Source organism: Arthrobacter oryzae, from assembly GCF_037911235.1.
In the GTDB taxonomy this organism is placed as follows: domain Bacteria; phylum Actinomycetota; class Actinomycetes; order Actinomycetales; family Micrococcaceae; genus Arthrobacter; species Arthrobacter oryzae_E.
On record NZ_JBBLYW010000036.1, the window covers coordinates 61,274 to 88,148 of the forward strand.

Annotated in this window: 24 protein-coding genes; 14 read left to right on the forward strand and 10 right to left on the reverse strand. The window is 66.1% G+C overall.

The features are described 5' to 3' along the window. Window positions 1-5: 5 nt before the first annotated feature. Window positions 6-2,222 carry a catalase gene (locus WMN78_RS10730; RefSeq protein WP_340533732.1) on the reverse strand — a complete coding sequence of 739 codons (2,217 nt, stop codon included), beginning with the start codon at window positions 2,220-2,222 and terminating at the stop codon, window positions 6-8. A gap of 258 nt (window positions 2,223-2,480) precedes the next feature. Between WMN78_RS10730 and WMN78_RS10735 the strand changes: the two genes are divergently transcribed. After that, window positions 2,481-3,059: an SRPBCC family protein gene (locus WMN78_RS10735; RefSeq protein WP_340533733.1), complete on the forward strand. Its 579-nt coding sequence runs from the start codon at window positions 2,481-2,483 to the stop codon at window positions 3,057-3,059. Window positions 3,060-3,141: 82 nt separating this feature from the next. Here WMN78_RS10735 and WMN78_RS10740 read toward each other — a convergent pair whose 3' ends face one another. Next, window positions 3,142-5,364: an NADP-dependent isocitrate dehydrogenase gene (locus WMN78_RS10740; RefSeq protein WP_340533734.1), complete on the reverse strand. Its 2,223-nt coding sequence runs from the start codon at window positions 5,362-5,364 to the stop codon at window positions 3,142-3,144. 258 nt (window positions 5,365-5,622) lie between these two features. Here WMN78_RS10740 and WMN78_RS10745 point away from each other — a divergent pair, with 258 nt between their 5' ends. Then, a complete protein-coding gene (locus tag WMN78_RS10745) occupies window positions 5,623-6,594 on the forward strand; it encodes a hypothetical protein (protein WP_340533735.1) in 972 nt (323 codons plus the stop codon). Then, window positions 6,575-6,805 carry a hypothetical protein gene (locus tag WMN78_RS10750; protein WP_340533736.1) on the forward strand — a complete coding sequence of 77 codons (231 nt, stop codon included), beginning with the start codon at window positions 6,575-6,577 and terminating at the stop codon, window positions 6,803-6,805. The genes WMN78_RS10745 and WMN78_RS10750 overlap by 20 nt, the downstream gene beginning before the upstream one ends. 85 nt (window positions 6,806-6,890) lie before the next feature. Here WMN78_RS10750 and purH read toward each other — a convergent pair whose 3' ends face one another. After that, window positions 6,891-8,561: a bifunctional phosphoribosylaminoimidazolecarboxamide formyltransferase/IMP cyclohydrolase gene (gene purH, locus WMN78_RS10755; protein WP_340533737.1), complete on the reverse strand. Its 1,671-nt coding sequence runs from the start codon at window positions 8,559-8,561 to the stop codon at window positions 6,891-6,893. Between the two features lie 164 nt (window positions 8,562-8,725). Between purH and WMN78_RS10760 the strand changes: the two genes are divergently transcribed. Then, window positions 8,726-10,078, forward strand: coding sequence for an MFS transporter (locus WMN78_RS10760; RefSeq protein ID WP_340533738.1), 1,353 nt, complete (start codon window positions 8,726-8,728; stop codon window positions 10,076-10,078). Between the two features lie 76 nt (window positions 10,079-10,154). Here the strand turns inward: WMN78_RS10760 and WMN78_RS10765 are convergent, their stop codons facing one another. Beyond that, window positions 10,155-11,090, reverse strand: coding sequence for a hypothetical protein (locus tag WMN78_RS10765; RefSeq protein ID WP_340533739.1), 936 nt, complete (start codon window positions 11,088-11,090; stop codon window positions 10,155-10,157). Window positions 11,091-11,224: 134 nt separating this feature from the next. Continuing rightward, entirely contained in the window at window positions 11,225-11,788 is a 564-nt protein-coding gene (purN, locus tag WMN78_RS10770; RefSeq protein ID WP_340533740.1) for a phosphoribosylglycinamide formyltransferase, read from the reverse strand. Window positions 11,789-11,827: 39 nt separating this feature from the next. Here purN and WMN78_RS10775 point away from each other — a divergent pair, with 39 nt between their 5' ends. Next, window positions 11,828-12,259, forward strand: a complete 432-nt coding sequence (locus WMN78_RS10775; protein WP_340533741.1) for a hypothetical protein — start codon at window positions 11,828-11,830, stop codon at window positions 12,257-12,259. 44 nt (window positions 12,260-12,303) lie between these two features. Here WMN78_RS10775 and WMN78_RS10780 read toward each other — a convergent pair whose 3' ends face one another. Then, entirely contained in the window at window positions 12,304-13,620 is a 1,317-nt protein-coding gene (locus WMN78_RS10780) for a DUF6350 family protein (protein WP_340533742.1), read from the reverse strand. A 201-nt stretch (window positions 13,621-13,821) separates the two neighbouring features. On the opposite strand from WMN78_RS10780, the gene WMN78_RS10785 reads away from it, so the two are divergent. Then, window positions 13,822-14,283 (forward strand): DUF4383 domain-containing protein, encoded by a 462-nt coding sequence (locus tag WMN78_RS10785; RefSeq protein WP_340533743.1) that lies wholly within the window; start codon window positions 13,822-13,824, stop codon window positions 14,281-14,283. 195 nt (window positions 14,284-14,478) lie between these two features. On the opposite strand, the gene WMN78_RS10790 is transcribed toward WMN78_RS10785, so the two are convergent. After that, window positions 14,479-15,870 (reverse strand): phenylacetate--CoA ligase family protein, encoded by a 1,392-nt coding sequence (locus WMN78_RS10790; RefSeq protein WP_340533744.1) that lies wholly within the window; start codon window positions 15,868-15,870, stop codon window positions 14,479-14,481. A 243-nt stretch (window positions 15,871-16,113) separates the two neighbouring features. Here WMN78_RS10790 and WMN78_RS10795 point away from each other — a divergent pair, with 243 nt between their 5' ends. Both WMN78_RS10795 and WMN78_RS10800 read left to right on the forward strand, forming a co-directional pair. Then, window positions 16,114-17,547, forward strand: a complete 1,434-nt coding sequence (locus WMN78_RS10795) for a flotillin family protein (RefSeq protein WP_340533745.1) — start codon at window positions 16,114-16,116, stop codon at window positions 17,545-17,547. A gap of 8 nt (window positions 17,548-17,555) precedes the next feature. Continuing rightward, window positions 17,556-17,804 (forward strand): hypothetical protein, encoded by a 249-nt coding sequence (locus tag WMN78_RS10800; protein WP_340533746.1) that lies wholly within the window; start codon window positions 17,556-17,558, stop codon window positions 17,802-17,804. 19 nt (window positions 17,805-17,823) lie between these two features. Here the strand turns inward: WMN78_RS10800 and WMN78_RS10805 are convergent, their stop codons facing one another. Next, window positions 17,824-18,615 (reverse strand): zinc permease, encoded by a 792-nt coding sequence (locus WMN78_RS10805; RefSeq protein ID WP_340533747.1) that lies wholly within the window; start codon window positions 18,613-18,615, stop codon window positions 17,824-17,826. Between the two features lie 78 nt (window positions 18,616-18,693). After that, window positions 18,694-18,873, reverse strand: a complete 180-nt coding sequence (locus WMN78_RS10810) for a hypothetical protein (protein WP_340533748.1) — start codon at window positions 18,871-18,873, stop codon at window positions 18,694-18,696. 189 nt (window positions 18,874-19,062) lie between these two features. Here WMN78_RS10810 and WMN78_RS10815 point away from each other — a divergent pair, with 189 nt between their 5' ends. The 6 genes from WMN78_RS10815 (at window position 19,063) to WMN78_RS10840 (ending at window position 25,957) form a co-directional block, all read left to right on the forward strand. Continuing rightward, complete coding sequence (locus WMN78_RS10815; RefSeq protein ID WP_340533749.1) at window positions 19,063-20,067, forward strand: hypothetical protein; 1,005 nt, start codon at window positions 19,063-19,065, stop codon at window positions 20,065-20,067. A gap of 87 nt (window positions 20,068-20,154) precedes the next feature. After that, window positions 20,155-20,370: a hypothetical protein gene (locus WMN78_RS10820; protein WP_340533750.1), complete on the forward strand. Its 216-nt coding sequence runs from the start codon at window positions 20,155-20,157 to the stop codon at window positions 20,368-20,370. Between the two features lie 216 nt (window positions 20,371-20,586). After that, complete coding sequence (locus tag WMN78_RS10825) at window positions 20,587-21,777, forward strand: glycosyltransferase family 1 protein (protein WP_340533751.1); 1,191 nt, start codon at window positions 20,587-20,589, stop codon at window positions 21,775-21,777. Continuing rightward, on the forward strand, window positions 21,774-23,144 hold the full coding sequence (locus WMN78_RS10830; protein WP_340533752.1) for a UDP-glucose/GDP-mannose dehydrogenase family protein: 1,371 nt from the start codon (window positions 21,774-21,776) through the stop codon (window positions 23,142-23,144). The genes WMN78_RS10825 and WMN78_RS10830 overlap by 4 nt, the downstream gene beginning before the upstream one ends. 244 nt (window positions 23,145-23,388) lie before the next feature. Next, entirely contained in the window at window positions 23,389-23,658 is a 270-nt protein-coding gene (locus tag WMN78_RS10835) for a hypothetical protein (protein WP_340533753.1), read from the forward strand. A 157-nt stretch (window positions 23,659-23,815) separates the two neighbouring features. Beyond that, window positions 23,816-25,957 (forward strand): putative bifunctional diguanylate cyclase/phosphodiesterase, encoded by a 2,142-nt coding sequence (locus WMN78_RS10840; RefSeq protein WP_340533754.1) that lies wholly within the window; start codon window positions 23,816-23,818, stop codon window positions 25,955-25,957. Window positions 25,958-26,004: 47 nt separating this feature from the next. Here WMN78_RS10840 and WMN78_RS10845 read toward each other — a convergent pair whose 3' ends face one another. Then, window positions 26,005-26,844: an SDR family NAD(P)-dependent oxidoreductase gene (locus WMN78_RS10845; RefSeq protein ID WP_340533761.1), complete on the reverse strand. Its 840-nt coding sequence runs from the start codon at window positions 26,842-26,844 to the stop codon at window positions 26,005-26,007. Between the last annotated feature and the right edge of the window lie 31 nt (window positions 26,845-26,875).

Below are 26,875 nucleotides of genomic sequence, written 5' to 3' on the forward strand. Positions count from 1 at the left end.
CTCCATCAGGAGGTTGACGCCGGGAAACGTTCCCAGGACCGGTGCGCGGCCAGTAGCTCCTGGATCCGCGAAACTGCACCGTCGGCGCCATCGCTCACGGCAACTCCGGGAGCATCCTGCGGAATGCCTGCGGCGTCCACGACGGCGGCACCTGCGCCCCAGCCACCGATCGCCTTTGCGTGGCGGAAGCTCTCGGAAAGCAACAGGATCACTCTCGGGTCAAGGGATGCCCCCGGCTCGCCGGCCTTGGCATCGAGGCCCTGCTCGGCGTCCGGGGCCGGGTCAGCCGAACCGGCCACCAGCACGGCGTCGAACTCCGTGGAGCGTGCGGTGAGGTAGGTGCGCTGAACCGGGATCCCGCCGTCGGCCTCCGCTCCCAGGTACCCTCCGGACGGTGCGATGACCAGCGGCACGATTCCCGCGGCATCCAAAGCGGTGCGTGCGGCACGCACGGCGTCCAGGTCGCTGCCCGCGTCGGCCACAATACCCACCACGCGGCCCTTCACCGGCCACGTTCCGCCGATCTGGGACAGCGCGGGGCTCGGGTCCGCATCGGCCACCTCCACCGTAGCTGCAGGCGCCGGCATACCCAGGCCCTTGGCGACGGCGGCGCACAGGTCCCCGTCGATGTTGGCCAGGTGCTGCAGCTGGCGTTCCCGGATGGCTTCCTCCCGGCACTTGCCGAGCTCAAAAGTGTAGGCCTGGATCACATGGTCCTGCTCCACCGGGCTCAGGCTGCGGAAGAAAAGCCGGACCTGGCTGAAGTGATCGTCGAACGACGCCGGCGACTTCCGTTCCTTGACCGCCGCCGCCAACTGCTCGGGAACGTCCACGAACGCGCTGAGGTCAGCGCCAGCCAGGAAGGGGCAGCCGCCGTCCAGCGAGTTCGGGTGGTACGGTGCCGCTCCCCCGTGAACCGCCTGCTGGTGCATTCCGTCGCGGAGCATGTCGTTGACGGGCGCCTGTGGCCGGTTGATGGGGATCTGCCCGAAGTTCGGGCCGCCCAGCCTGGAGATCTGGGTGTCGATGTAGGAGAAGAGCCGCACCTGCAGCAGCGGATCGTTGGTGACGTCTATGCCCGGCACCAGGTGGCCGGGGTGGAACGCAACCTGCTCGGTTTCGGCGAAGTAGTTCACCGGGTTGGCGTTGAGCGTCATCAGTCCGATGGGCTGCACCGGTGCGAGTTCTTCCGGGACGAACTTGGTGGGGTCCAGCAAGTCGATTCCCTCGAAGAATTCCTCTTCGGTGTCCGGGAACACCTGCACTCCCAGCTCCCATTCCGGGAAAGCCCCGGATTCGATGGCGTCGGCAAGGTCACGCCGGTGGAAGTCCGGATCCATGCCGTTGATGAGCTGGGCTTCCTCCCAGACGAGCGAGTGCACGCCCTGCTTGGGCTTCCAGTGGAACTTGACCAGCACTGTGTCCCCTTCGGCATTCACCAAGCGGAAGGTGTGCACGCCGAATCCCTCCATGGTGCGGTAGGAGCGGGGCAGGGCGCGGTCGGACATGTTCCACATGGTGTGGGCCTGCGCCTCGGTGTGGAGCGAGACAAAGTCCCAGAAGGTATCGTGGGCGCTCTGGGCCTGCGGGATTTCACGGTCCGGGTGCGGCTTGCCGGCGTGGATGATGTCCGGAAACTTAATGCCGTCCTGAATGAAAAACACCGGGATGTTGTTGCCGACGAGGTCGAAGGTGCCCTCGTCCGTGTAGAACTTGGTGGCGAAACCGCGGGTGTCACGGACGGTGTCGGCGGAGCCGCGGGATCCCAGGACCGTGGAGAACCGGACAAAGACCGGGGTTTCCACGTCTTTGGCCAGGAAGCCTGCGCGGCTGATGTTCGCAGCGGCGCCGTACGACCGGAAGGTGCCGTGGGCCCCCGCACCGCGGGCATGCACCACTCGCTCCGGGATGCGCTCGTGGTCGAAGTGGGTGATCTTCTCGCGGAGGTGGTGGTCCTGAAGCAGCACCGGCCCGCGGCGTCCTGCCTTCAGCGAATGATCAGTGTCTTGGAGCCGGAGCCCTTGGGCGGTGGTGAGGTAGGCCCCGGACTGGGCCCTCGAATGAGCCGGGGCGCCCGTAGGCGTTCCGGTGGGCGACACCGCCTCGGGGCCTTGCTGGTCCGGCTTGGGCGGCAGCGGTTCGCGCGGCTGCGTCGGCTCGGCAACACTGGGTGCCTCGCTCGAGGTGGCGCCTGGAATGTGGACGTTGCCATCTGCTGACATGTTTGTTCCCCTCATGGTTTGCAGTCCTTAGCTACAGTCGGCGGTCCGGCCAGAAACTAAGCTTGCTTAGTACTCTAGGGAAGTCGGGGGTTGATCACAACGTTCCCCGGAAAATATCTTGGGCCCGGCAGACGTTTTCATCAGCAAACTTACTATTTGCCGGGAATGTCGCTAAGTTGGATAAAGCGCGCCCACGAAGAACGCAACGAGATCAGAACCGCGGGCCAGCGGCCCGCCAGCTGAAGGAGTGATGTACGCATGGCAACTGTCCAGGAATCGATCAACGTAAGCGTCCCGCTGAGCCAGGCCTACAACCAGTGGACCCAGTTCGAGGACTTTCCGCACTTCATGAGCGGTGTCGACTCTGTCCGGCAGCTCGACGACACCACGGTGCACTTCCAGACCAGCATCGCCGGCGTCAAGAGGGAATACGACGCCCGGATCACCGTCCAGCAGCCGGACCAGCGCGTCACCTGGGAAAGTCTCGACGAACCGCGGAACGCGGGAACAGTATGGTTCGAAGCACTCAACCCGACCGAAACCAAGGTCAGCGTGGAACTCGACTGGGAGCCAGACTCCGCCGTTGAGAAGATGGGGGCAGCAGTAGGGCTCGATTCCCGCCAGGTGGCCTCGGACCTCAAGCGCTTCAAGAAATTCATCGAGGAACGCGAAGTGGAGACAGGTGCCTGGCGCGAGCGCGTCAGCGAGGGCACTGCCACGACCGCCGTCCCCCTCGAAGAGGAAGTGGGGTATGGCGCCGTTCCCACGGAACAGCCAGTGAACGCGGATCCCGACATGGCCACGGAGCCCCCGTTCGGCAAGCACGTCCAGCGCTAAGGCCCGCCGGCCAACAGGCGCAAACAAAAAACGCCCCGCCTCCCATTGTGGGAGGCGGGGCGTTTTGCGTGTGCGGGTCCGGCTACTTGGCCAGTCCGGACAGCACTTCGGTGAACTTCGCGGAAGGACGCATCACCGAGGCAACCTTGGCGACGTCGGGGTGGTAGTAACCGCCGATGTCCACCGGGGAGCCCTGCACTGCGAGCAGCTCGGCAACGATGGTGTCCTCGTTGGCGGCCAGCGCCTCGGAAACAGCAGCGAAATCGGCGGCCAGCTCGGCGTCGTCGGTCTGCTCGGCCAGCTCCTGCGCCCAGAATTTGGCGAGGTAGAAGTGGCTACCGCGGTTGTCGAGTTCCCCGACGCTGCGGCGCGGGGACTTGTTCTCGAGCAGGAACGTGCCGGTGGCCCGGTCCAGGGTGTCGGCGAGGACCTGGGCCCGCTTGTTGCCCGTGGTGGTGGCCAGGTGCTCGAAGCTGACGGCCAGGGCCAGGAATTCACCCAGGCTGTCCCAGCGCAGGTGGTTTTCCTTGAGCAACTGCTGGACGTGCTTCGGGGCGGATCCGCCGGCACCGGTCTCGAAGAGTCCGCCGCCGTTTATCAGGGGAACCACGGACAGCATCTTGGCGCTGGTGCCCAGTTCCAAGATCGGGAACAGGTCCGTGAGGTAGTCGCGGAGCACGTTGCCAGTCACCGAGATGGTGTCCTCGCCCTTGCGGATGCGCTCGAGCGTGAAGGCCGTGGCCTTGACCGGGGACATGATTTCAATCTGGAGGCCCTCGGTGTCGTATTCCTTGAGGTATTCCTTGACCTTGGCGATCAGGTTGGCGTCGTGGGCGCGTTCCTCGTCCAGCCAGAACACGGCGGGGGTTTCGGAGGCGCGGGCGCGGGTGACGGCCAGCTTGACCCAGTCACGGATCGGCACATCCTTGGCCTGGCAGGCGCGCCAGATGTCGCCCGGTGCCACCTGGTGTTCAATCAGGACGTCACCCTTGCTGTCCACGAGCTGGACCGTGCCGGCGGACTGGACCTCAAAGGTCTTGTCGTGGCTGCCGTATTCTTCGGCGGCCTGGGCCATGAGGCCGACGTTCGGCACAGTGCCCATGGTGGTGGGATCGAAGGCCCCGTTGGCGCGGCAGTCGTCGACGACCACCTGGTAGATGCCGGCGTAGCTGCTGTCCGGGAGGACGGCGAGCGTGTCGGCTTCCTTGCCGTCCGGGCCCCACATGTGGCCGGAGGAGCGGATCATGGCGGGCATGGAAGCGTCCACGATGACGTCGGAAGGAACGTGCAGGTTGGTGATGCCCTTGTCAGAGTCCACCATCGCCAGTGCAGGGCCTTCTTCCAAGCCCTTCTTGATGGCGGCCTGGACACCTTCGCGGACATCTTCCGGAAGTTCTTCCAGCCCGCCCAGGATGGATGCGAGGCCGTTGTTGGGGCTCAGTCCGGCGGCGGCGAGCTGCTCACCGTACGTGTCAAACAGTTCAGCGAAGTAGGCCTTGACCACGTGGCCGAAGATGATGGGGTCGGAGACCTTCATCATGGTGGCCTTCAGGTGTGCGGAGAACAGCACGCCTTCTTCCTTGGCGCGGGCCACCTGGGCAGCCAGGAACTCATCCAGGGCGGCGGCGCGCATCACGGTGCCGTCAACCACTTCGCCGGCCAGGACGGGGAAACCGCGCTTCAGGACCTTGACCGTGCCGTCTTCCTTGACCAGCTGGATCTTGAGGGTGTCATCGGCCTCGATGACCACGGACTTCTCGTTGGAGCGGAAGTCTTCGGCGTCCATGGTGGCAACGTTGGTCTTCGACTCCGAAGTCCATGCACCCATGGAGTGCGGGTTCTGGCGGGCGTAGTTCTTGACCGACAGGGGCGCGCGGCGGTCCGAGTTGCCTTCGCGGAGGACCGGGTTCACGGCCGAGCCCTTGATCTTGTCGTAGCGCGAGCGGATGTCCGTCTCGGTGTCGGAGGACGGGTTGTCCGGGTAGTCCGGCAGGTCGTAGCCCTGGGACTGGAGCTCGGCGATGGCCGCCTTCAGCTGGGGAATCGAGGCGCTGATGTTGGGCAGCTTGATGATGTTGGCTTCCGGCTTCTTCGCCAGGTCGCCCAGTTCGGCCAGGGCATCGCTGATCCGCTGCTGTTCGGTGAGGTAGTCGCCGAAGACGGAGATGATGCGGCCAGAGAGGGAGATGTCGCGGGTTTCCACTTCCACACCGGCAGTCGACGCGTAGGCCTCAATAATCGGCAAGAACGAGTAGGTGGCCAGCATGGGCGCTTCGTCAGTGTGGGTATAAATAATCTTGGCCATTGGTCGGGCGTCTCCTGAAGGTATACATACATCTGGAACTCTGGCGTTATTTCAACAGTCTTAACTTACCCGAGCAGGGCGCGTCGGCGCCCATCGTGGCGTCCAGCGACGCGTAGCATGCCCCGACCCTCGTCACCTCACCACGCACAATACGAGACTCGTGTATCTATTTACAACAATTGTCACAGTGGGTAGGTTGATCTCCACCAGCGGCGGCCACCATCTGAGGCCGCTGCATCACGACTGGTTAGGACAACCATGACGAAATCGAAGACTCTGGCCACCAGCCTCCTGAGCCTGTCCGCCGCCGCACTGCTGGCCGTCTGTGCAGCCGGCGGGGCAAGTGCCGCACCCGCATCCCCTCCGGATGGCGCGCAGGTTGCCAGCCAGTCGGTGGACAGCACCAATGCCGCCAGTTACTGGACCGCTGACCGCATGCGCTCCGCAGTCCCCGGCGACGTACTGGCCAGCAAGGCGCTGCAGCGCGGCAACACCTCGCCGGCCGCGGCGGTGGAGAAGGGTTCAAGCACCAAGATTGCCGGCAAGGCAGGCAAGGGCAGAACGCCCCTGCACGTCGACGAGAACCCGGTGTCCCACATTGGCAAAGTCTTCTTCACCCTGGGCGGCAGCAACTATGTCTGCTCCGGGAACTCCGTGGTGTCCAACAACAAGAGCACCGTATCCACAGCCGGCCACTGCCTCAATGAGGGACCCGGCGCCTTCGCCACCAACTTCATCTTCGTCCCCGCATACCTGGACGGCGCCGCGCCGTACGGCAAATGGGCGGCCAAGGCCCTGTACGCCCCCACCCAGTGGAGCTCGGCCGGCGACATGCAGTATGACACGGGCTTCGCCGTCGTCTCTCAGCTCAACGGCCAGAACCTGGCCGATGTTGTGGGTGCTTCCGGCGCCCAGTTCAACGCAGCCCGCGGCCTGACCTACAAGTCCTTCGGCTACCCGGCCGCTGCCCCGTTCGACGGCTCGTCACTTGTCAGCTGCACCGGCCCCGCCAGCAACGATCCCTACAACCCGCAGTTCCAGTCCCAGGGCATCCCCTGCGACATGACCGGCGGCTCCTCGGGCGGTCCGTGGTTCATCGGCACCAGCTCCAGTGGATACCAGAACTCCGTCAATAGCTATGGTTACGGCAGCCGGTCCGAAATCATGTACGGACCGTACTGGGGTTCCGTCATCCAGCAGGCGTACTCGAGTGCTTCCTCCGCGAACTGACAACCCCGGGTCCTTGGACCCCGGCCCCTCGGAAGACGGTCCGTCCGGTGACGGCGCCGTGAGCCACAGCGACATCAGCCAGGCCCCGGAGGACATCATCGCGTACTGGACGCCGGAGCGGATGGCCGAAGCGAAACCGCGGGAGGTTCGGCTTCCGGAACCTGCGGCACGCGCTGACGCCGAAGCTGATGCCGGGACTGACGAGGACTAACTGAATTAACGACGACGGCGACCGTCCCCTTCGCGGGGGCGGTCGCCGTCGTACGTGGCGGGCGGGTCCTGATGGACCTCAGGTCCTAGTGGAAGAAGTGGCGCGCACCGGTGAAGTACATGGTGATGCCGGCGGCGTTGGCCGCGGCGATGACCTCGTCGTCCCGGACGGAACCGCCGGGCTGGACTACGGCGCGGACGCCGGCGTCGATCAGGATCTGCAGGCCGTCGGCGAACGGGAAGAACGCGTCGGAGGCAGCCACGGCACCGCGGGCCCGCTGCGGGGCTCCGCTGGAGTCGGCATTCGAAGCACCGCCGGCACCCTCAACCGCGGACTCCACGGTTACGCCGAGCGTGTTGGCGCGTTCGACGGCAAGCTTGCAGGAATCGAGGCGGTTGACCTGGCCCATGCCGATGCCGACGGCGGCACCGTGGTCGGCGAGCAGGATGGCGTTGGACTTGGCGGCGCGGCAGGCGGTCCAAGCGAACGCGAGGTCGGCCAGCGTGGCGTCGTCCGCGGCTTCCCCGGCAGCGAGGGTCCAGTTGGCGGGGTTGTCGCCTTCGGCGTCCACCTTGTCCGAGATCTGGACGAGCACGCCGCCGGAGACCTGGCGGATTTCGGCCGGGTAGCGTCCGTAGCCCTCAGGCAGCGACAGCAGGCGGATGTTCTTCTTCTTGGACAGGATCTCCACGGCTTCCGGCTCGAACCCGGGCGCGATGACCACTTCAGTGAAGATGCCTGCCACGGTCTGCGCCATGCCAGCCGTAACGGTGCGGTTGGCCGCGATCACGCCGCCGAATGCGGAGACGGGGTCGCAGGCGTGGGCCTTGGCGTGGGCGTCGGCGATGGGGTCTGCTGCATCCGCGGAACCCACGGCCACACCGCACGGGTTGGCGTGCTTGATGATGGCCACTGCGGGCTCGGCGAAGTCGAACGCGGCACGAAGGGCGGCATCGGCATCAACGAAATTGTTGTAGCTCATGGCCTTGCCGTGGATCTGGTCCGCCTGGGCGATGCCTGCGGGAGCTGCCTTGTCGACGTACAGCGCGGCCTGCTGGTGCGGGTTTTCGCCGTAGCGGAGGACCTCGGAGCGCTCCAGCGCGAGGCCGGCGTAGGCGGGCCAGTCGATCACGCCGTCGCCGTCCTCATCGAGGAACTGGCTGGCGGTCCAGGTGGCCACTGCGTTGTCGTAGGTGGCGGTGTGGGCGAACGCCTTGGCCGCCAGGCGCTGGCGGGTCTTCAGGTCGAAGCCGCCTTCAGCGGCGGCGCGGACAACGTTGCCGTAGAACTTGGGGTCCGTGACAATCGTGACGGCGGCGTGGTTCTTCGCGGCGGAGCGCACCATCGCGGGGCCTCCGATGTCGATCTGCTCCACGACGTCGTCCTGCGCGGCACCGGACTTGACGGTCTCCACGAACGGGTAAAGGTTCACCACAACGAGGTCGAAGGCTTCGATCTCCATGCTGGCCAGCGTTTCCATGTGGGCGGGCACGCGGCGGTCCGCCAGGATGCCGCCGTGGACGCGGGGGTGCAGCGTCTTGACGCGGCCGTCCAGCATCTCCGGGGAACCGGTGACTTCCTCCACTTCCTGGACGGGGATGCCTGCGGCGGCGATCTTCTTCGCGGTGGAGCCGGTGGAGACGATCTTGACGCCTGCTTCGTGCAGGCCCTTCGCGAGCTCCTCCAGACCGGTCTTGTCGTAGACCGAGATCAGGGCTCGGCGGATGGGAACACGGTCTAGCTGCGTAAAGCTCACAAAGGTCTCCGTCTTTTGACACGGTGGGTGCCGCGGTTGGTGGGGATGTGGCCAGTTTATCGCGTCCCGCGGGATGCCCTCCCTGCACGCCGGAGTGTGAAGGCCGCACGGGAGGGCCGGGCGCCGACCCCGCATGCAACGTAGAGTTTTCCCAGGAGGTCGAGATGAATACTTACACCACTGTGCCCAGCGGCGAACAGGTGGTCCAGGAACTGCCGTGGCGCTGGAAGGTTCAGGGCCGGATCTTCCTGATCGGCGGCCTGGGATTTATGTTCGATGCGTGGGATGTGACGCTGAACGGGATCCTCATTCCGCTGCTGTCCACGCACTGGGCGCTTTCGCCCGGCGAGGTTGCGTGGGTGGGCACGTCCAACCTGATCGGCATGGCCCTGGGAGCCTTTGTGTGGGGCACCATAGCGGACACCATCGGGCGCAAGAAGGCCTTCACGGCCACGTTGTTGATCTTCTCCCTCTTCACGGTGCTGGGTGCCTTTTCCCCCGACTTCCTCTGGTTCTGCGTGTTCAGGTTCATGGCCGGTTTCGGTCTCGGCGGCTGCATCCCGGTGGACTATGCCCTCGTAGGCGAGTTCACCCCGCGGAAGCAGCGCGGCAAGGTCCTCACGGCCATGGACGGCTGGTGGCCCGTCGGTGCGGCCCTCGCCGGGTTCGTGTCGGCAGGACTGGTGGCCGCGTTCGGCGACTGGCGCCTGACCATGCTGGTGATGGTGCTTCCGGCACTGATGGTGTTCTGGGTGCGGCGCAGCGTGCCGGAGTCGCCGCTGTTCCTGATCCGCAAGGGCCGCCGCGACGAGGCCGCCCAGGTCATCGATGACCTGGTCAAGGCCACGGGCGCCGAGCCACGCGTCTACAGCCTGCCGGATGCGCAGGACGCCCCGCGGCTCTCCGCCGGCAGCGCCTGGCTGCAGCTGGTCCGCGTCTGGCGCTTCAACTGGAAGATCACGGCGGCTGCCTGGTCCCTGTTCTTCAGCATTCTGCTGGTCTACTACCTGTCCCTGACGTGGATGCCGCGGATCCTGATCGGCGCCGGCTTCCAGGACTACAAGGCCTTCCTCACCACTGCGTCCATGGCCGCCGTCGGGCTCCTGGGCGTGGTGGTGGCCGCAGTGCTGGTGGAGCGGGTGGGCCGCAAGTGGATCCTGGCAATCACCGGGCCGCTGTCCGCGCTGACGCTGGTGATCGTGGCGTTCGTGGTGGACATCCCGTCCGCCGCGGTGTTCTGGCTGCTGGTGTTCGGCTTCATCGTGCAGGTGGCCATCCCCGTGCTCTACACGTACGTCTCCGAGCTGTACCCTACGGACCTGCGCGGCACCGGCTTCGGCTGGGCGTCCACGTTCTCGCGGCTGGGCGCGGGCTTCGGACCGCTCATTTTCGCCTCGGTCCTGTGGCCGCAGCTGGGCCTGGCGACGTCCTTCGCGCTGGCCGGCGGGCTGGTGCTGCTGTCCGTGCTGTGGATGGCGTTCTTCTCGCCCGAGACGAAGCAGCGCACCCTGAAGTAGGCCCGTCCACTCCCCCTTTCCCAAGTGACTCGCAGTTAACGTCGTGAAACCCGCTTTTCACGACGTTAATTGCGAGTCACTTGGGCACCCAGCCGCGGCTCACGAGCGCCGCGCGGACCTTCGCCACCGCCAGCCGGGCTTCATTGACCATGTGCCGTTTGGAGATCCGGACCAGCTCCCAGCCGGCGCGGCTGAAATCCTCTTCACGGGCGATGTCCCGGATGATCTGCGCCGCCTCGGAATGGCCCTCGCCCTCGTATTCCACCGCCACTTTGTGCTCCGGATAGGCCAGGTCAGGTTGACGCACGACGCCGGGACTCAGCTCCGTGGGCACGTTCAGTTGCGGTTCGGGAAGGCCCTCGTTCTCCAGTGCCAGCCGCAGCCTCGTTTCCTGCGCGGAGTCTGCGCCGACACGCGCCTGTTCCAGGGCCAGCCGGGCTTTTCGGATGCCGGGGGTTCCTTTGTGCCGGTCCAGCATGTCCGCGAGTTCCTCCAGCGTGGCGTGCGGCTCCGTCCTCCCCTCGAATTCGGGCCTGGGAACCCGCAGAAGGTGGTCGGCCACGACCGTGAGCTCGTTGATACTCATCTTCCGCGAGCAGTCCAGCCACGTCCGTGCACGGCTAGTGATCAACACCCCACCGTGGCTGACCACCTCGTCCGAAAAGAACTGCCCGACATGTCCCACTACGCCTCGGCGACGCGGGATAGCCATGACGTCAGGCCGCGAGATGTGTATATGTTCATCATCCTGGTTTGGAAGAAACCCCGGAAAGTCCCACAGCGCAAAAGCGGTGGCGTGCGAAGCTGCCGAGAACGGGGTGACTATCGTGTACGGCCTGACCACGTTGAGTCGGTCCAGCGGCACGTCGGTACTCGGGATGCGGACGCCGCGGCTGGGCACGTGCAGCCCGCGGAACCTAAGACGCCCGGGACTCACCCCGGCGTCGGCCGCTTCATAGACAGTGAAGGGTGCTTCGCCCAGCGCGGCGGGCAGCGGGCTCGGATCTCGCATTCCTCATGATTTCAAATCCCGGGCGCGCGCCCGGAAGTTATCCACAGATCTGCACGCGTTCACCCAACTGACTCGCAGTTAACGTCGTCAAAACCGCGTTTCGCGACGTTAACTGCGAGTTAGTTGGGCAAGGATCAGGCTGCGGCGAGCTGCGCCAGGGTCGAGACCAGGAGCCGGCGCTCCACCACTTTGATCCGTTCGTGCAGGGTCTCCTCGGTATCGGACTCCTCCACGGCGACGGCTTCCTGGGCGATGATGGGGCCCGTGTCCACACCGGCGTCGGCCCAGTGCACGGTGCAGCCCGTGACTTTCACGCCGTAGGCCATGGCATCGCGGACGCCGTGGGCACCCGGGAAGGCCGGCAGCAGGGCGGGGTGCGTGTTGAGGTATTTGCCGTCGAACGCGTCAATGAACTCCGGGCTGACGATGCGCATGAAGCCCGAGGACACCACCACATCCGGCTGGTACGCGGCCACGGCCACGGTCAGCGCCGCGTTCCAGTCGGCCCGGTCGGCATAGGCCTTGAAGTCCACCACGAACGTCGGTATTCCGGCAGCCGCTGAGCGTTCCACCCCGTAGGTCCCCGGCCGGTCCGCGCCGACGGCGGCAATGTCCACGTCCAGCTCGCCCGCCTTCACGGCGTCAATGACAGCCTGGAGGTTGGAACCGGTACCGGACACGAGGACAACGATGCGCATGGCTCTAGCTTATGGGGCTGCTCGCGTAGGCTGGAAAACATGAACCCCCCGAAGGACCCCGCACGTCCCCAGCCGGCCAAGCAACCCCTCAGCGAGGCCGCGAAGACGTCCCTGCTGAAGACGCACAACCTGTTCCGCGCCTTCATCATTGCCGTGCTGGGCGCGTTCTTCGTCTACCAGCTGGACCTCACCTACCTGTGGCTGGCCTCCATACTGACGGCCGTGAGCATCGTGCTCGGCATCCTGGTGCTTGTCAGGGCCATCAGGCTAAAGGAATCCAAGCTGGTGCTCTTCGGGACGATTTCGGGGCTGGTGGTCTCAGCGGTGATGGTGCTGCTGATCCTGGTCGCCGCGGTGTTCTTCAATCAGGTCCGGGACTTCCAGCAGTGCTCCCGCTCGGCGCTCACGCAGCAGGCCATGACCCAGTGCCAGACGCAGCTGGAAAAGTCCCTCCCCGCCCAGCTCCGCTGATCCGCCATCTGATCACCGGAAGTAACGCCCGACGGCGGGACCTCCTAGGGCTTGGCCGCGTCCAGGTCCGCTTCGCGTAGCTTCTGCTGGCGTTCCAGCCACGGGCCGGCCGCGTAACCAATGACCACGCCGATTGCCACTTCCGCGGCCACCCACAGCGAGGTACTCAACGGATCCGGCCCGATGTCCGTGAGGCGGCCGATCCCGGCCGATCCCCGCGCCATCCAGGCCAGTCCGCCGGCCATCAGGCCCGCCGCCGCACCGATGATCGCGCCAAGGACGAGAGTTGAGGCCGACGCCGTGAACCAGCGGGCCCTGACCTTGATGGACAGCCATTCGTCGAAGTGGTTTTCGCCCTCGCGCAGGAACCACCAGCCCGCCAGGGCACCGGCCAGGATGGGGACCACCAGCGCCACGAAGCCGTAGTCCAGCGAACCGGCGGGCAAGGCGGCGAACACCGGGATGGACGGCAGCGGGCCCACAGCGGTGCCCAGCGGACCGGCTTGCGAGCCCACGCCCAGGGCGAAGCCCGAGCCGGACGTCCATGCCAGTGCAAAGACGGCGAGGTTGGGGAGGAAGCCGAGCTGCGCGATGGTGAGAACGGCACCTCCCATGGCACCGGCGTCGAGCCCTTCATACACGGCGATCACCAGGTCCCAGTGGAAAAAAAGGTCCACCGCGAGCAGCGCCGAGGACATGGAGAAGGCCGCCATCAGGGCCACAAAGCCGGCTTTGATGGCGGAGCCCAGGTAGGAACCGGCCCAGCGGGAATGCTGGCTGGTCCGGGCAATCCAGTCCACGGCGTCGACGCCGATGAGCCGGCTCCAGGACCCCGCTTCGCGGCGGGCACCCACCACCATGCCCAGGCCGAACGGGACCAGCGGCATCAGTCCGGCAAACCACAGGAAGATGGCGACGTCGTCCGTGCGGCACACGAAACCCGTGGCCATGCCGAAGCCGGCATACACCAGCCAGGAACCCAGCAGCGCCTGCCACAGCTGGTCCGTGTACGAGGCCCGGGCCAGGCGCCGGCCCGCCCGCCACGCCAGCAGGAACGGGATGAGCGTGAGCCCCAGGGGGATCAGCGACAGCGTGCCGGATTCCGGCTGCGCCGCGGCTTCCCCGGCCACCATCGTCAGGTGCAGCGGCACGCCGTGGATCAGCAGCCAGGCCTGGCCGCCGAGCCGTGCCAAGGCGTCGAAGTTGTTGTTCTCGAATCCGGCCGTTGCCCACACGGCGACGATGGGGGCCAGCACCACCAGCGCGGAAATGACCGCCGCCTGCGCCGACTCGAGCGCTCCCTGCAGCCACAAGGGCATGGGAATGCCACGGTCTCCGGTCAGATCAGCGCGCAGTTTCATCGTGTTCCATGGTGTCACGGGCGGCGCCCCGGGCCCGTGCGCGACAGGCTCAAACCCCGGAGTTACCCGAGCTCATGATCCAGAAGCCGTGCTCCGGCCGCAGGTGCGCGCGAAGCGGCGGAAGTCCCCATCACCCAGCGCTTTTTTCATTACTCAGCCGTAAAATTGGATTGTCCGCAATCAGTGGTTGGAGGCAGAAAAATGACTACCGCATCCCCACATGCACATGGCGTTCACTTTGGACGTACGGATGTCCAGAACGTTGGCATGGGTGTAGGTATTGTCCTGATGTTGGTGGGTGTCCTGGGGTTCATCCCGGGCATTACCCAGCAGTACAGCGAACTGAGGTTCCTGGGACCTGATTCGCACGCTATGTTCCTTGGCCTGTTCCAGGTTTCCATGCTGCTGAACATTGTGCAGCTGGTCATCGGTGGAACCGGTTGGGCAATGTCCCGTAATGGAATGGGCGCCCGGAACTTCCTCATGGGCTTTGGCCTGCTGTACATCGTCCTCAGCATCTTCGGGCTCGTTGTCGGAGTAGGTTCGGCGGCCAATTTCCTGTCGCTGAACACGATGGATAACTGGACCCACATGGTACTGGGTGTTCTGATGATTGGCGCCGGCTGGATCCTCTCGAGGCATCTGGCCGAGGACCGCAGGTAACCCGGATCGCGTAGCCGGGACATAAGGAGCCGCTAATGAGGAACGCTTCATAGCAATCTGAATGTTTTAACCACCGGTTGGTGCAGTTGCCCGCGTAGGCGCAGGCGGCTGCACCAGCTTTTTGCGCGCGAACGGACAGTTGAGGCCCAAACGGCAGGGCCTCAACTGTCCGTTCGCGCCTATCCTGCCGTCATCTCACCCCGCGGACCAGACCTGCCGGAATTTGCCGCTGCGGTCGGGGCGGGGCAGCTCATCCGAGTGCTCGATCGCGACCGGACCGGCGCCAAGGTCGGCGAAATAGTCAGTCAGCCGCTCCGTCACCACCTGGCGCACCTCCGCCACCTCGGAATCCGGCCAGGCCTCGAGCCGCACAGTCAGGTTGCCGGGCCCCGTCCGGATGGCCTGGAACCGGCGCACCCCGGGGGTCTCCTCGATGACCGTGCCGAGTGCCAGCGGCAGGACGGTGACGGCCACTCCGCCGGGCGCCCCGAAGGAAACCAGGTCCCCCTTGCGGCCGTCGATCGTCACTGCAGGGAACGGACTGCCGCAGGGGCACGGGGCTGCTGCGAGTGTTACCCGGTCTCCGAGGTCGTAGCGGATCAGCGGCTGCACCCGGTTGGCCAGGTTGGTCACGAGCACGGTGTAGGACGTGGTGCCGGCCGGAACAGGCCGGTAGTCCGCGTCCACCGGTTCGAGGATGTACCAGTCCGTGTTGACGTGGAAGGCCCCGAGCCGGCACTGGCTGGTCAGCGCCGGGACCTCCGATGACAGGTAGCGTTCGGTGACCCGGCAGCCGAACGCCGCTTCGATGGCGGCGCGTCCGGCCGCGGGCAGGTTCTCGCCGGAGCTGATCGCCAAGATGGGCCGGATCCGTAAACGCCCGGCCGTTTGCTCCGCGGCGAGCTGGATCAGCGCGCTCGGATACCCGTAGAGCAATGTTGGCTTGAAAGTGTTCAGTTCCGTCACCAGCTCCGGGAGCGGCCTCAGCACCGAAAACACGCGGAGGCGCCGGGCAATGGCCGGGGCCCGCCGTCGGGCGGCTTCCGTCAGCACGACACCCGCGAAGTGGCCGCCGCCCGCCACGAGGGCTGCAGCCCGCGGGCCGCGGCGCAGAAAGTCGCGTACCTCCGAAGCTCTGACCAGGGTCCGGCGCTCCCGGACCTTGACCACCACGTTCACCACCACCCAGGAGTAGCGGTCGTGGATCAGGACGGCCGGTTCGCCCGTACTGCCGGATGTGGTCACCACCAGGTATCGCCCGCGGAACAGACTGCCCAGCTGCGACAGGTCGGCGAGCTGCTCCGACTTCAGCTGGGCAAGCGTGATGTGCGGGTCCGTCACCCAGTCGTCGAAGTTCGCCATCAGGTCCCGTTTGCCCACAGGGGGAAGCTGGCGCGGATCTGTGACTGTCTCCGGCACCTCCCGGTACAGGCGCCGGTAGTAGGGCGACGCGGAGCGGGCAAACTCCACGAGCTCCGAGAGGCGTGCCTGCTGCAGGCGGCGGATGGCCTCCGGGCCCCCGCGCTCAGCCCGCCAGGTGTGCCATGCGGCTCCGAGTGTCCGTCCGGCCAGGCCAAACATCGGCATCTCCCCTCCGGGTCAGTCCGCAGCCCCATGCCCAACCATTCCACCGCGGCGGGCAGCACAACAGGGGCTTTCTTCCCCCTGCCTCGGAATTGCTGGACTTACTGCCGGGGGCCAACCAGACTGTCTACAACAGCTGGCCCGGCAGGCCGGAATTACCGCATTTTGTCCGGCAGGGAATGAGCAGCTGCATTTATCGGGGCTTTACCGCGATGCTCGTTCCATAACCGTGAAAGGACGTGGGTCATGCCGGACTTTTCAGCATTCTTCCCGCTCATTGCCGCCCTCATCGGGGCGATTCTGGTCATTGGCTTTATCTGGGTGGCAATAAAACTCATGTGGAAGGTTGCTGAGCCCAACGAGGCCCTCATCATCTCCGGGTTGACCCGCGGAACCCTTGAAACACGCGCCGGTATGGACTTCAAGATCGTCACGGGCAAGGGTGCGCTGGTATTTCCCGGGCTTCAGACAGTGCGGACCCTGTCCCTCACGCTGAATGAAACTGAGCTCAAAGTTTCCTGTGTTACCTCGCAGGGTATTCAGGTAATTGTGGAAGGCGTAGTGATTTACAAAATCGGCGACGCCCCGCCCTTCATTGCAAATGCCGCCAGGCGTTTCCTAGGCCAGCAGCCCAAAATGGAAAGCCAGGTGTACAACGTCTTCGAAGGGCACCTGAGATCCATCATCGGCAGCATGACGATGGAAGAGATCATCCGCGAGCGGGACAAGCTCGGTTCCCAGGTCCGCAGCGCCAGCGGCGTGGAAATGGAGAAGCTGGGCCTGGTGGTGGATTCGCTCCAGATCAAGGACCTGCAGGACCCCACGGGCTACATCCAGAACATCGCCAAGCCGCACATCGCCCAGGTGAAGATGGAGGCCCGCATCGCCGAGGCCACCAGGAACCGCGAGGCGGCGGAGAAGGAAGCGGAGGCGGCGGCGCTCATCGCCGATGCCCAGAGCGTCTCGGCCATCAGGCAGTCGGTGGCGCAGGCCAATGCAGAGCGGGCCAAGGCCAATGCGGCCCAGGCCGGGCCGTTGGCGGACGCGACGGCCCGTCAACAGGTGGTGGTCCAGGAAACTGAAGTGGCCAAGCTTGAGGCGGACCGCGAAGAGCAGAAGCTCCAGACCACCATCCGCAAGCCCGCCGACGCCAAGGCCTACGCCAAGCGTACGGATGCCGAAGGCCAGAAGGCGGCCGACATCAGCGCGGCAGAAGCCCTGGCCCGCCGCACCGAGCTCGAAGCCCAGGTGAACGCCCGCCGGACGGAACTCCAGGCCCAGGCAAATGCCACGGCAGCTGCCGCTGCGGCCGGAGCCACGAAGGTTACCGGCGAGGCTGAGGCCGCAGCAACCAGGGCCCGCGGCGAGGCGGCCGCCTCGGCCATCAAGGCGAAGGCACTGGCGGAGGCGGACGGCATCAAGGCCCGTGCGGAAGCCCTCGGGACGAACCAGGACGCTGTGATTTCGCAGCAGCTGGCCGAGAACATGCCGGCCATCATCGCCGCGGCAGCGGAGCCGTTCTCGCATGTGGGACAGATGACGGTGCTCAACGGCGGCGACGGCGTCAACAAGATGCTCGGCGGCATCCTCGCCCAGGTGGGCGATTATCTTCCCGCCCTCTCCTCGGCGTTGAAGAACAGCCGGGAAGGCAAGCGTTCGGCGAAAGCCCCCGATGCTTAGGGACCCGGGTGCGTAAGGACGTTGACCGCAGCCTCACCGGCAAGATCGGGCGGGTCACCGGGCGCATCGGCCCCGGCACCATCGGCGAAGTCATGCTGCCGTATCTCGGCGGCACCATGGCCTTCCACGCCCATCCGTTCGACAAGACCAGCGTGTTTGCCGTGGGCGAGGAAGTGCTGGTGATCTATTTTGATCCGCCGCAAACGGTCTATGTGGATGAACTCCCGGACATATTAAGGCACGACGGCGGGCGGTAAGCCGCGCTTTCAGCGGTCTTCACGCGAGCGAGAGAACGAAGGACAGGACAAAGCCGGCAGCGGTGCTGAGCGCCACGGCCGGACCGCCGTGCTCGAACGCCTCGGGCATCAGGGTGTCGGCCAGCGATGCGATCACGGCCCCGGCGGCGAACGCCAAGGGCAGCGAGATGGTCTGCGGGTCGCTGCCGGACAACGGCCCGGCGCCGACCACCACGGCGACCACCAGCAGGACGGCACAAACGGACCAGAGGCCCATGATGGCGCCCGCGGACCTGCCCTGGCTGCGCATCGACGAGGCTCCCACCAGCGCTTCAGGGAGGTTTGAGACGAAGATTGCGGCGAGCAGGGCCAGCCCTCCGGTGCCTTCACCCAGCGAAACGCCAAGGGCTATGTTCTCCGGAATGCCGTCGAGCGTGACGGCGGCGAGCAGCGCCATCCCGGCTGCACCCCGGGTGGACACCGGGCTGGAAGGGCGGTCGGCAGCGGCGGTGTCCGTGTCCAGCTTGGCGCTGCCCCTGAACTCATCGGCCGGCGTTGCCTGCGAACCGGGCTGCGCCCAGCGGTCGAGGAGCGCGCTCAACGCCGTGAACACGATGGCGCCCACCATGAGGCCGATGGCGGCCAGCACGATCCCGCCCCGCTCGTAGGCGTCCTCGAAGAGCTCGAAACTCAAGGCCGTTATCAGCGCCCCGGCGGCGAAGGACAGGAGGATGGCAAGAAGGCGCTTGGGTAGCTCGAAGCGGGCGCCGATAAATGCACCCAGCACCAGCGCGCTGGACGCCACAACCCCGAACACCAGCGACGCCGACACACCGTCAGTATAGGAGCCGGGCAACAGCGTGCAACAGGGGGCCGCGGCCTGAGCGGCCGGTCGGGCCGCAGCCCGGGATCAGAAACGCCAGACGGAGTAGGGAACACTGGGCAGATTCCCGGCCATCCAGGGCCGGTCCGACGCTTCACGGGGAAGGGTCCCGCGCCCGTCGCGCACCACCACCACAACCGTTCCGATGACCCCCATCAGGGCTACGACGGCAAAGAAAATCAGGACGACGACGATTGGTCCGGACATTTCTGAACACCTCTGATACCTATTTTACGGCGGCCTGATCCGGTTGTTGAAGCCCCGGATCTGCTGCCCCCCGCTCCACGCAGCGCCCACGCCCGGGCGTCCCTTTTTCGCCCGGCTTTCATAAAGGTCTGGACGGTCCGGGAGCACGGGCGTATCCTGATTTTCCATTGCCTCTGGGGGGTGATCTGGATGGACGCTGATTTCCGCAATTGCTGCCGGACTTCCGTGCGCCCGTTCCTGCTCGCTGCCCTTCTCGCCGGCACCTGGCTGATGCTGGCCGCCGGACCCGCAAGCGCCGCGGCTGACAAGCCGAACCCGCTGGGTACGATCGCGCAGGCGGCTGACTCACTCCTTCAGGAAACCATCGACGAAGCTGTCCCGGAAATCAACGGCAGCCCTGACCCGGTAGTTCACGAAATTCCCGTTCCGGTCGTCGCCGTGCCGCCGGTCTCCGGCACGGCGGCGACCGTCGTTGACGCGGTTGCCGATGCAACCCCCGTCCCCGTGCTCGGCGGGACAACAGGAGCTGTCACCGGAGTGGTGGACAGCGCCGCCCAGCTGCTGACGGACACGGTCACCGACACGCCGCTCATTGAAACGGTGACCGGCGCAGTCGACGGCGTCGTGTCCGTAGTGGATTCGTTGGCCCCGGCGCTGCCGGTCATCCAAGTCCCGCACCCGGAGATTCCGCAGCCACAGGCTCCGCGGCTAGAGCGTCCGGTGAAAGCGCCGGAGAACTCAATCCCCGGGCGATCGGCCGGGACCGTAGCGCCGCCGTCGGACGTTCGCACTCAACCGGCGTCACCTGCCCTGGGCGGCGAGGCAGCATTCCTCGCCGGGGGCGCCCGGCCCGCGGAGGTCACAGTCGCTGCGCAGCGGGTCCGCCGCGCGGTTTCGCCGCTGGAGTTCCTGGCCAATACACAGGCAGCCCGGGCACTGACCGCAACCATCGGCTACATCGTGTCTGCCGCCTCCGCGCCGGAAAACGAACCCGAAGCGGCGCTCCGATTCGCCGGCTTCCAGAACCAGACCGGGCCGGGGCCGGCAGGCATAGGCAGCGCCGGTGCGGAGCCGTCAGGCGACGTCGACGGTTTCTGGAGCCAGCTGCACGACGCCGGCCGCTGCCCTGTGCCGGATGCGGCGCTGATCCTGGCCGCCAGCCCGGCGTTTGATCCGGGGTCTTCCCCCGACTGAGCGGGTCACCTCTGCGCTTTTTCAGGCAGAACATGGCCACCGACGCCGTCGGCGTAAGGAATAAAAATCTCAGTCAGGAGAGAAGTCATGTCCGTCAACACCCAGCTCTTCAGCGCCACCCGAAACGTCAGCTCCGCAGCCGCCCGGTCCCGCATCGGCAACTGGCCCGACCCCATGGGCCGCATCGGCAACTGGCCCGACTCCATGAAAGCCCGCATCGGTTGGTGGCCCGACGCCATGAAACCCCGCATCGGCAACTGGCCCGACCCCATGGGCCGCGCGGGTTCGGCAGCCGGCCGCTGACCAGAAAGCCGGTCCGGATGCTGTCCCTTGTCTGCCTGGGGGTGGCAAGGGGCAGCGTCCGGGCCCTCTGATTCGACACACGCCGCAAGCGACGCTCCCCCGGTGGCGGGCGCCGTCGTCGTCGTGCGTCAACGCAGCCCCGCTGTTAACCCAACCTTCCCTTGCCCGTCATGCCCGCTCCCCCTCGGCGCAACGCGCCGCCCGCACCGTGGAGGGGTGAGGATCGCAATTGTTGCTGAATCATTCCTGCCACTGATGAACGGGGTTACGCACTCCATCCTTCGGGTGCTTGAGCATCTGCGGGAGAGGGGCGATGACGTCATGGTGATCGCCCCGTCCACCCAGGACACAGAGGTCCTGGACGTGGTGCATGGCGCTTTCGTGCACAGGCTTCCGTCGGTGCCGCTAGCCGGGTACACGAACGTGCGGGTGGCGTTGGGCGGTGTGAACCGGGTCAAGAGAATCCTTGCCGATTACGCGCCCGACGTCGTCCACCTCGCGTCACCGTTCGTACTTGGCTGGCGGGCGGTCCAGGCGGCACACCAACTGGGCATTCCCACAGTGGCCATCTACCAGACCGAGGTCCCCAGCTACGCGGCGCGCTACGGCGTCCCGTTCATGGAGAACTGGGCCTGGAACCGGGTGGAAAACATCCACCTGCTGGCTTCCCGGACGCTGGTGCCGTCCACTTTCGCGCTGAACCAGTTGCGCGGCCGCGGGGTTCTGCGGGTGGACATGTGGCGGCGCGGTGTGGATACCGCGCGGTTTGCACCGGGAAAGCGCGACGACCGTTGGCGGGCGTCCGTGGCCCCCGCCGGCGAGCGGATCATCGGCTATGTGGGCCGGCTTGCCGTTGAAAAGCAGGTGGAAGACCTCGCCGTGCTGGCTGACGTGCCGGGCACGCGCCTGGTGATCGTCGGCGACGGTCCGCAGCGCCAGGCACTGCAGGAAGCCCTGCCGAACGCCGTTTTTGCGGGGTTCCTGGGTGGTGAGCAACTGGCCAGGGCGGTGGCTTCCTTCGACCTGTTCGTGCATCCGGGCGAGTTCGAAACCTTCTGCCAGACCATCCAGGAAGCCATGGCATCCGGCGTTCCGGTGGTGGCCACTGGCCGCGGCGGTCCGCTGGACCTGGTGGAAAATTCGCGCACGGGCTGGCTGTACAAACCGGGCGACCTGGCCGGGCTGCGCGCCCATGTCATGGACCTGATGGGCGACGACGCCAAGCGGCGTGCGTTCGCCGCGGCGGCCCACGCTTCGGTCCAGGGGCGGACGTGGCCGGCGTTGAGCGCGGAACTGGTGCGCCATTACCGGGCGGTGATCGCCGGTGACGCCGTGGTGGAGCCTGCCGGAACCAAGCGGGTCCCGGTGGTGGGGTCCGTCGAAACCAACAGAGGAGCAACACTGTGAAGATTTCCGTGATCGGCTGCGGATACCTTGGTGCCGTGCACGCGGCCACGCTGGCGTCGATGGGCCACACCGTGGTGGGCATCGACGTCGACGCCGCCAAAGTGGAGCAGCTGGCCCGCGGTTTCGCGCCCTTCTTTGAACCTGGCCTGGACGAGCTCCTGCAGGACGGCCGGGCAACCGGCAGGCTGACGTTCTCCACAGATTTCGCGGCCGCGGCCGGCGCCCGGGTGCACTTCCTCTGCGTGGGTACGCCGCAGTCCAAGACATCCGACGGCGCCGACCTCAGCTACCTGCTCGCCGCCACCGAAAGTCTCCTGCCGCACCTGGGCCGGGGCTCCGCCGTCGTGGGTAAATCGACCGTCCCGGTGGGGACCGTCGAGGTGCTTGCCGGCATCCTGTCGGGGCGGCCGGACGTGCTGCTCGGCTGGAATCCGGAGTTCCTGCGGCAGGGCACCGCGGTCAAGGATTCACTGGTGCCCGACCGCCTGGTCTACGGCGTACCGGGCGGCAAGGAAGCCGCGCTTGATCCGGCCAGCGGTGCGGGCCGCGGCGTGACAGCGGCCCTGGATGCCGTCTATGAGCCGCTGCTCCGCGCCGGCATTCCACGGCTGGTGTGCAACTTTGCCACGGCGGAACTGATCAAATCGGCGTCGAACGCGTTCCTGGCCACGAAGGTCAGCTTCATTAATGCCATGGCCGAGCTGTGCGACGCGTCCGGCGCGGACGTCACCGAACTGGGCGAGGCGATGGGGCTGGATCCCCGGATCGGCAGCCGGTACCTGCATGCCGGGCTGGGCTTCGGCGGCGGCTGCCTGCCCAAGGACATCCGCAGCTTCCGGACGCAGGCGGCGGGTCTCGGCGTGGGGTCGGTGGATGACTGGATGGGCCTGGTGGACGCCATCAACCTCGGCCAGCGATCCCGGACGGTGGAGATCGCCCGCGGACTGTGCGGCGGCAATCTGGCCGGGCGAACGGTGACGGTGCTGGGCGCGGCATTCAAGCCGGACACGGACGACATCCGCGACTCACCCGCACTGGACGTCGCCCTGCAGCTGGCAGCGGCCGGGGCACACGTGACCGTGACGGATCCGAAGGCGATCAACAATGCCTGGATGCGGTACCCGCAGCTGCGCTTCGAGACATGCATGGACCGTGCGCTCGAGGGCGCCGAACTGGTGATGCTGCTGACGGAATGGGACGAATACCGCTCGCTGTCGCCGGTGGTTGCGGGCGCGCTGGTACGACGGCGGACGGTGCTGGACGCGCGCAACGTGCTGGACACCGCGGCCTGGCAGGCGGAAGGATGGACGGTCCGAGGGCTTGGGACGGGGGCCGGCCTGGTGGCCGTCCCGGCTGCCGGACTCTAGCGGTTCTGTTCGTCGAGAGGCTTCGTGCATCGCGGGCTAAGAACGTTCTCGCGCTACCTCTGGATCTCACTCATCAGTCTGCTTATCATGATGCCAAGGCAGCAAAGTGTGGGCCCAGTCGCTCTTGTGGCAAGAACAGCAAAAAGGCTCGCGTGCCCGCAGGCAGCGACGAAGCTGCCTGCGGGCACGCGGGGCATTCATTAGTCGGGACCGGCAGTGCGATCAGGTTGGGGGCGAGGTCCAGGTGGAACAGGCGGCAATCGTCAGTTACGCCGTCGGCTATGTTGCGGCAATAATCCTCGCCTTTCTCATACTGCTGCCGGTGCTTGTTCCGATCCTGCTGCTGCTGCTGGTGGGCGGCGTGGTGCAACTCCTGGTTTTGGCCGTACGTGCGCTGGCCCTGGGTATATACCGTTACGGCGCCAGGTTGATCCGCGGTGCGGTTCAGGCAGTCAGGAACTCCAGGGACGGACCCCGCGGGGGGCATGGCGGCCATCGCCTCCACACGCCGTGATTCCGTGGCGCCGGCCGGGTGAACTGGACGAAGGACTCACGGGCCAGCCGCAGGGAGCCGTGTGACAAGCGCTTCTCCCCGACTGCCTTTATGATGTGCGGAGGGGAGGACATTCCATGAAGCACATGCGGTCTCATTTTCTTTTCAGGGTGCTGTGATGGCGCCGCAGGAGAGCCAGGAACCGGGGGCGGTTTCGGGCTGGGATTACCAGGCCATCGTTGATTCGTTGCCCGATGCCGTGTTCGTCGTCGGGGAATCCGGCACGATCAGCTTCATGAACAGCGCTGCGGAGCGAATGTTCGGCTATCCCCGCACCGAACTCGTGGGCCGCGACCACCGAATGATCCTCGCGGAGGGTTTCCGCGAAGGGTTCCAACGCCTCTTCAACAGCATGCGCCGCCACGGCGGCACGGCAGAAAACCCGCCATTTGAGGCCTACGGCCTGCGCCGCGACGGCACAGAGATCCACGGCGAGGTGGCCTGTGGTTTGCTCCGCTCAGGAGCCGAAGTGGCAATGACGGTGACGGTCCGCCCCTCGCCCCCGCGCGAAGCAGAGGACGGACTCCGCGAGGCGGTATCCCTGCTGAGCGCAACGCTCGAATCCACGGCGGACGGCATCCTCGTGGTGGGTACCGACGGCCAGATCGCCGGTGTGAACGAGCAGTTCGTGTCCATGTGGGGCATTCCGCGCGGCTTGCTGACCACACATGACGATGCAGCGGTGATCGGCTACGTGCTGGGGCTCCTGAAAAATCCCCAGGGATTCCTGGACAAAGTCCACGAGCTCTACGCCCACCCGCTGGCGGAGAGCAACGACGTTCTGGAATTCCTCGATGGCCGGACCTTCGAACGCTATTCCCGCCCCCAGAAGGTGGCGAACAAGGTGGTGGGACGGGTGTGGAGCTTCCGCGACATCACCCCGCGGCTGGCCGCCCAGGACCAGGCGAAGCGCGCCATGGCCGATCTCGCGGAACAGGCAGCCCAGCTCAAGGCCCTGGCGTTCCAGGACCCGTTGACCGGGCTGGCCAACCGGAAGCTGTTCCATGACCAGTTGGCGGAGTCGCTGCGTGGCGACCGGGCCGTCAGCGTCGACGTCCTGCTTCTTGACCTGGACGATTTCAAGGAAGTCAACGACATCCTGGGCCATCATGCCGGCGACGAGATGCTCACGGAAGTGGCGCGCAGGCTCCGGTCCTGCGTCCGTCCCGACGACACCGTGGCCCGTCTGGGCGGTGACGAATTCGCGGTGCTGCTGACGGCTTCCCCGGGACCCGACGCCGTCGCCGAATGCATCGTGGCGTCGCTGAATGTCCCGATGTGGATCGACGGGACCATGCTCCGGCCCAGCCTCAGCCTTGGCCTCGCCTCGGCGGGCCCGGCCGCGGTGGCGGGCTCCGAACTGTTGCGCCAGGCCGACGTCGCCATGTATGCAGCCAAGGCCGCGGGAAAGAACCGGTACATGCGGTTCCAGCCGGACATGATGACGGCGCTGGTGCAGCGGACGGACCTGGAGGCCGGCCTCCGGCATGCTGTCGACGCCGGGCAGATCATGGTCCACTACCAGCCGGTGATTTCCCCGCGGCTTGGTGAGGTGGTGCAGTTTGAGGCCCTGGCCCGCTGGAAGCGGGACGGCGAGATGGTGCCGCCCGGACAGTTCATTCCGACGGCGGAGCGCAGCGGCCTGATCTCTGCCATTGGCCTGCAGGTTATGCGGCAGAGTTTCACCGAGCTGCGGCCGTGGCTCGCCGCCGACGCAACGCGGTCGGTTTCCGTCAACGTTTCGGGAGTGCAGCTCAAGGACTGCACGTTCGCCGACGGTGTCTTGAGGCTGGCAGCCTCCTGCGCCACGGACCCGCGGCAGCTGGTGCTTGAAGTGACGGAAAGCGTCTTCTTTGATCCGGACGCACACGTGATCCGGCAGCTTGACCTGCTCCGCGACGCCGGCGTGCGTGTGGCGCTCGACGATTTCGGCACCGGATACTCCTCGCTGGGGCGGCTGCAGGAACTTCCTGTGGACGCCGTGAAGATCGACCGTTCCTTCGTCTCCATGGTCCGTACCGGAGCGGAAAAACTGCCCATCCTAAACTCCATGATCAACATGGCCCACAGCCTGGGCCTGACCGTGACAGCTGAAGGAATCGAGACCGGGGCCCAGGCGAGCTACCTGACCAACCTGGCTTGCGACTCCCTGCAGGGCTACCTCTTTTCCCATCCGGAACCTGAGTCAGGGCTCGAGATCGCGCTGCTGCGCTCCGCTGATGCCATTGACCAGATGCACGGCATTCGCCTCGAGGGCTGACCGGGGCGAATGCGGCTCGGAGCGGGGTCGGCGCGCTCGGCGCCGGGTCAGCGCCGCTGGCCGATCTTGTCCGAGCTGACCAGTGCCTCGCTGCGGTCCCACAGTTGCCGTGCCAGCTCGGCGTCGTAGGCCTGCTTGTTGGCTTTGGCCAGTGTCCGTTTGGCATAGTACGCGCCGGAGACCCAGTCCTGCCCCGGCTTCGTCGTGGTGAGCCATACGAGGGTGTCGGCACCCTGCTCCGGGGTGAGCATGAACCGTTTGATGAACGTCTTGTAGGCGAACCGGAACCAGCTGGTCGATTCTGCCGCAAAGTTGGTAGCCACCCCGCCCGGGTGGAACGCGGCCGTGGAGATGCCCGCCGCGTTGAACCGGTGGTGGAGTTCGGTGGTGAAGAGGATGTTTTCGAGCTTGGCAGTGCCGTAGGCCCGATTGGTGGAGTACTTGCCGGCAGCGTCCAGGTCATCGATGTCCACGCGTCCGAACGCGTTCGCCGCGCTCGACGTGTTGATAACCGTCGCCTTGCTGGCCGTGAGGACGTCCATCAGCTCGTTGGTCAGCAGGAACGGCGCCAGGTGGTTCACTTGGAAGGTTTTCTCGTGGCCGTCCACGGTCAGCTCACGCATGCCCATAATCCCGCCGGCGTTGTTCACCAGGGCGTCGATCCGCGGGTACTTCTCCTTCAGCTGCGCGGCCAGCGTCCGCACCTGGGACAGGTCCGCGAAGTCGCTGACAAAGTAGTCGGCGCCGATCTCCTCCGCCACCGCCCGGGTCTTTTCCGCAGAGCGCCCGACGACGACCACCCGCTCCCCCGCTTTGGCCAGCGTCCGCGCGGCGGAGGCGCCGATGCCGTCGCTGGCTCCGGTGATGACGATGGTTCGTACAGCCATGAAGTGTCCCTTGAACGGAAGCGGTGAGCCG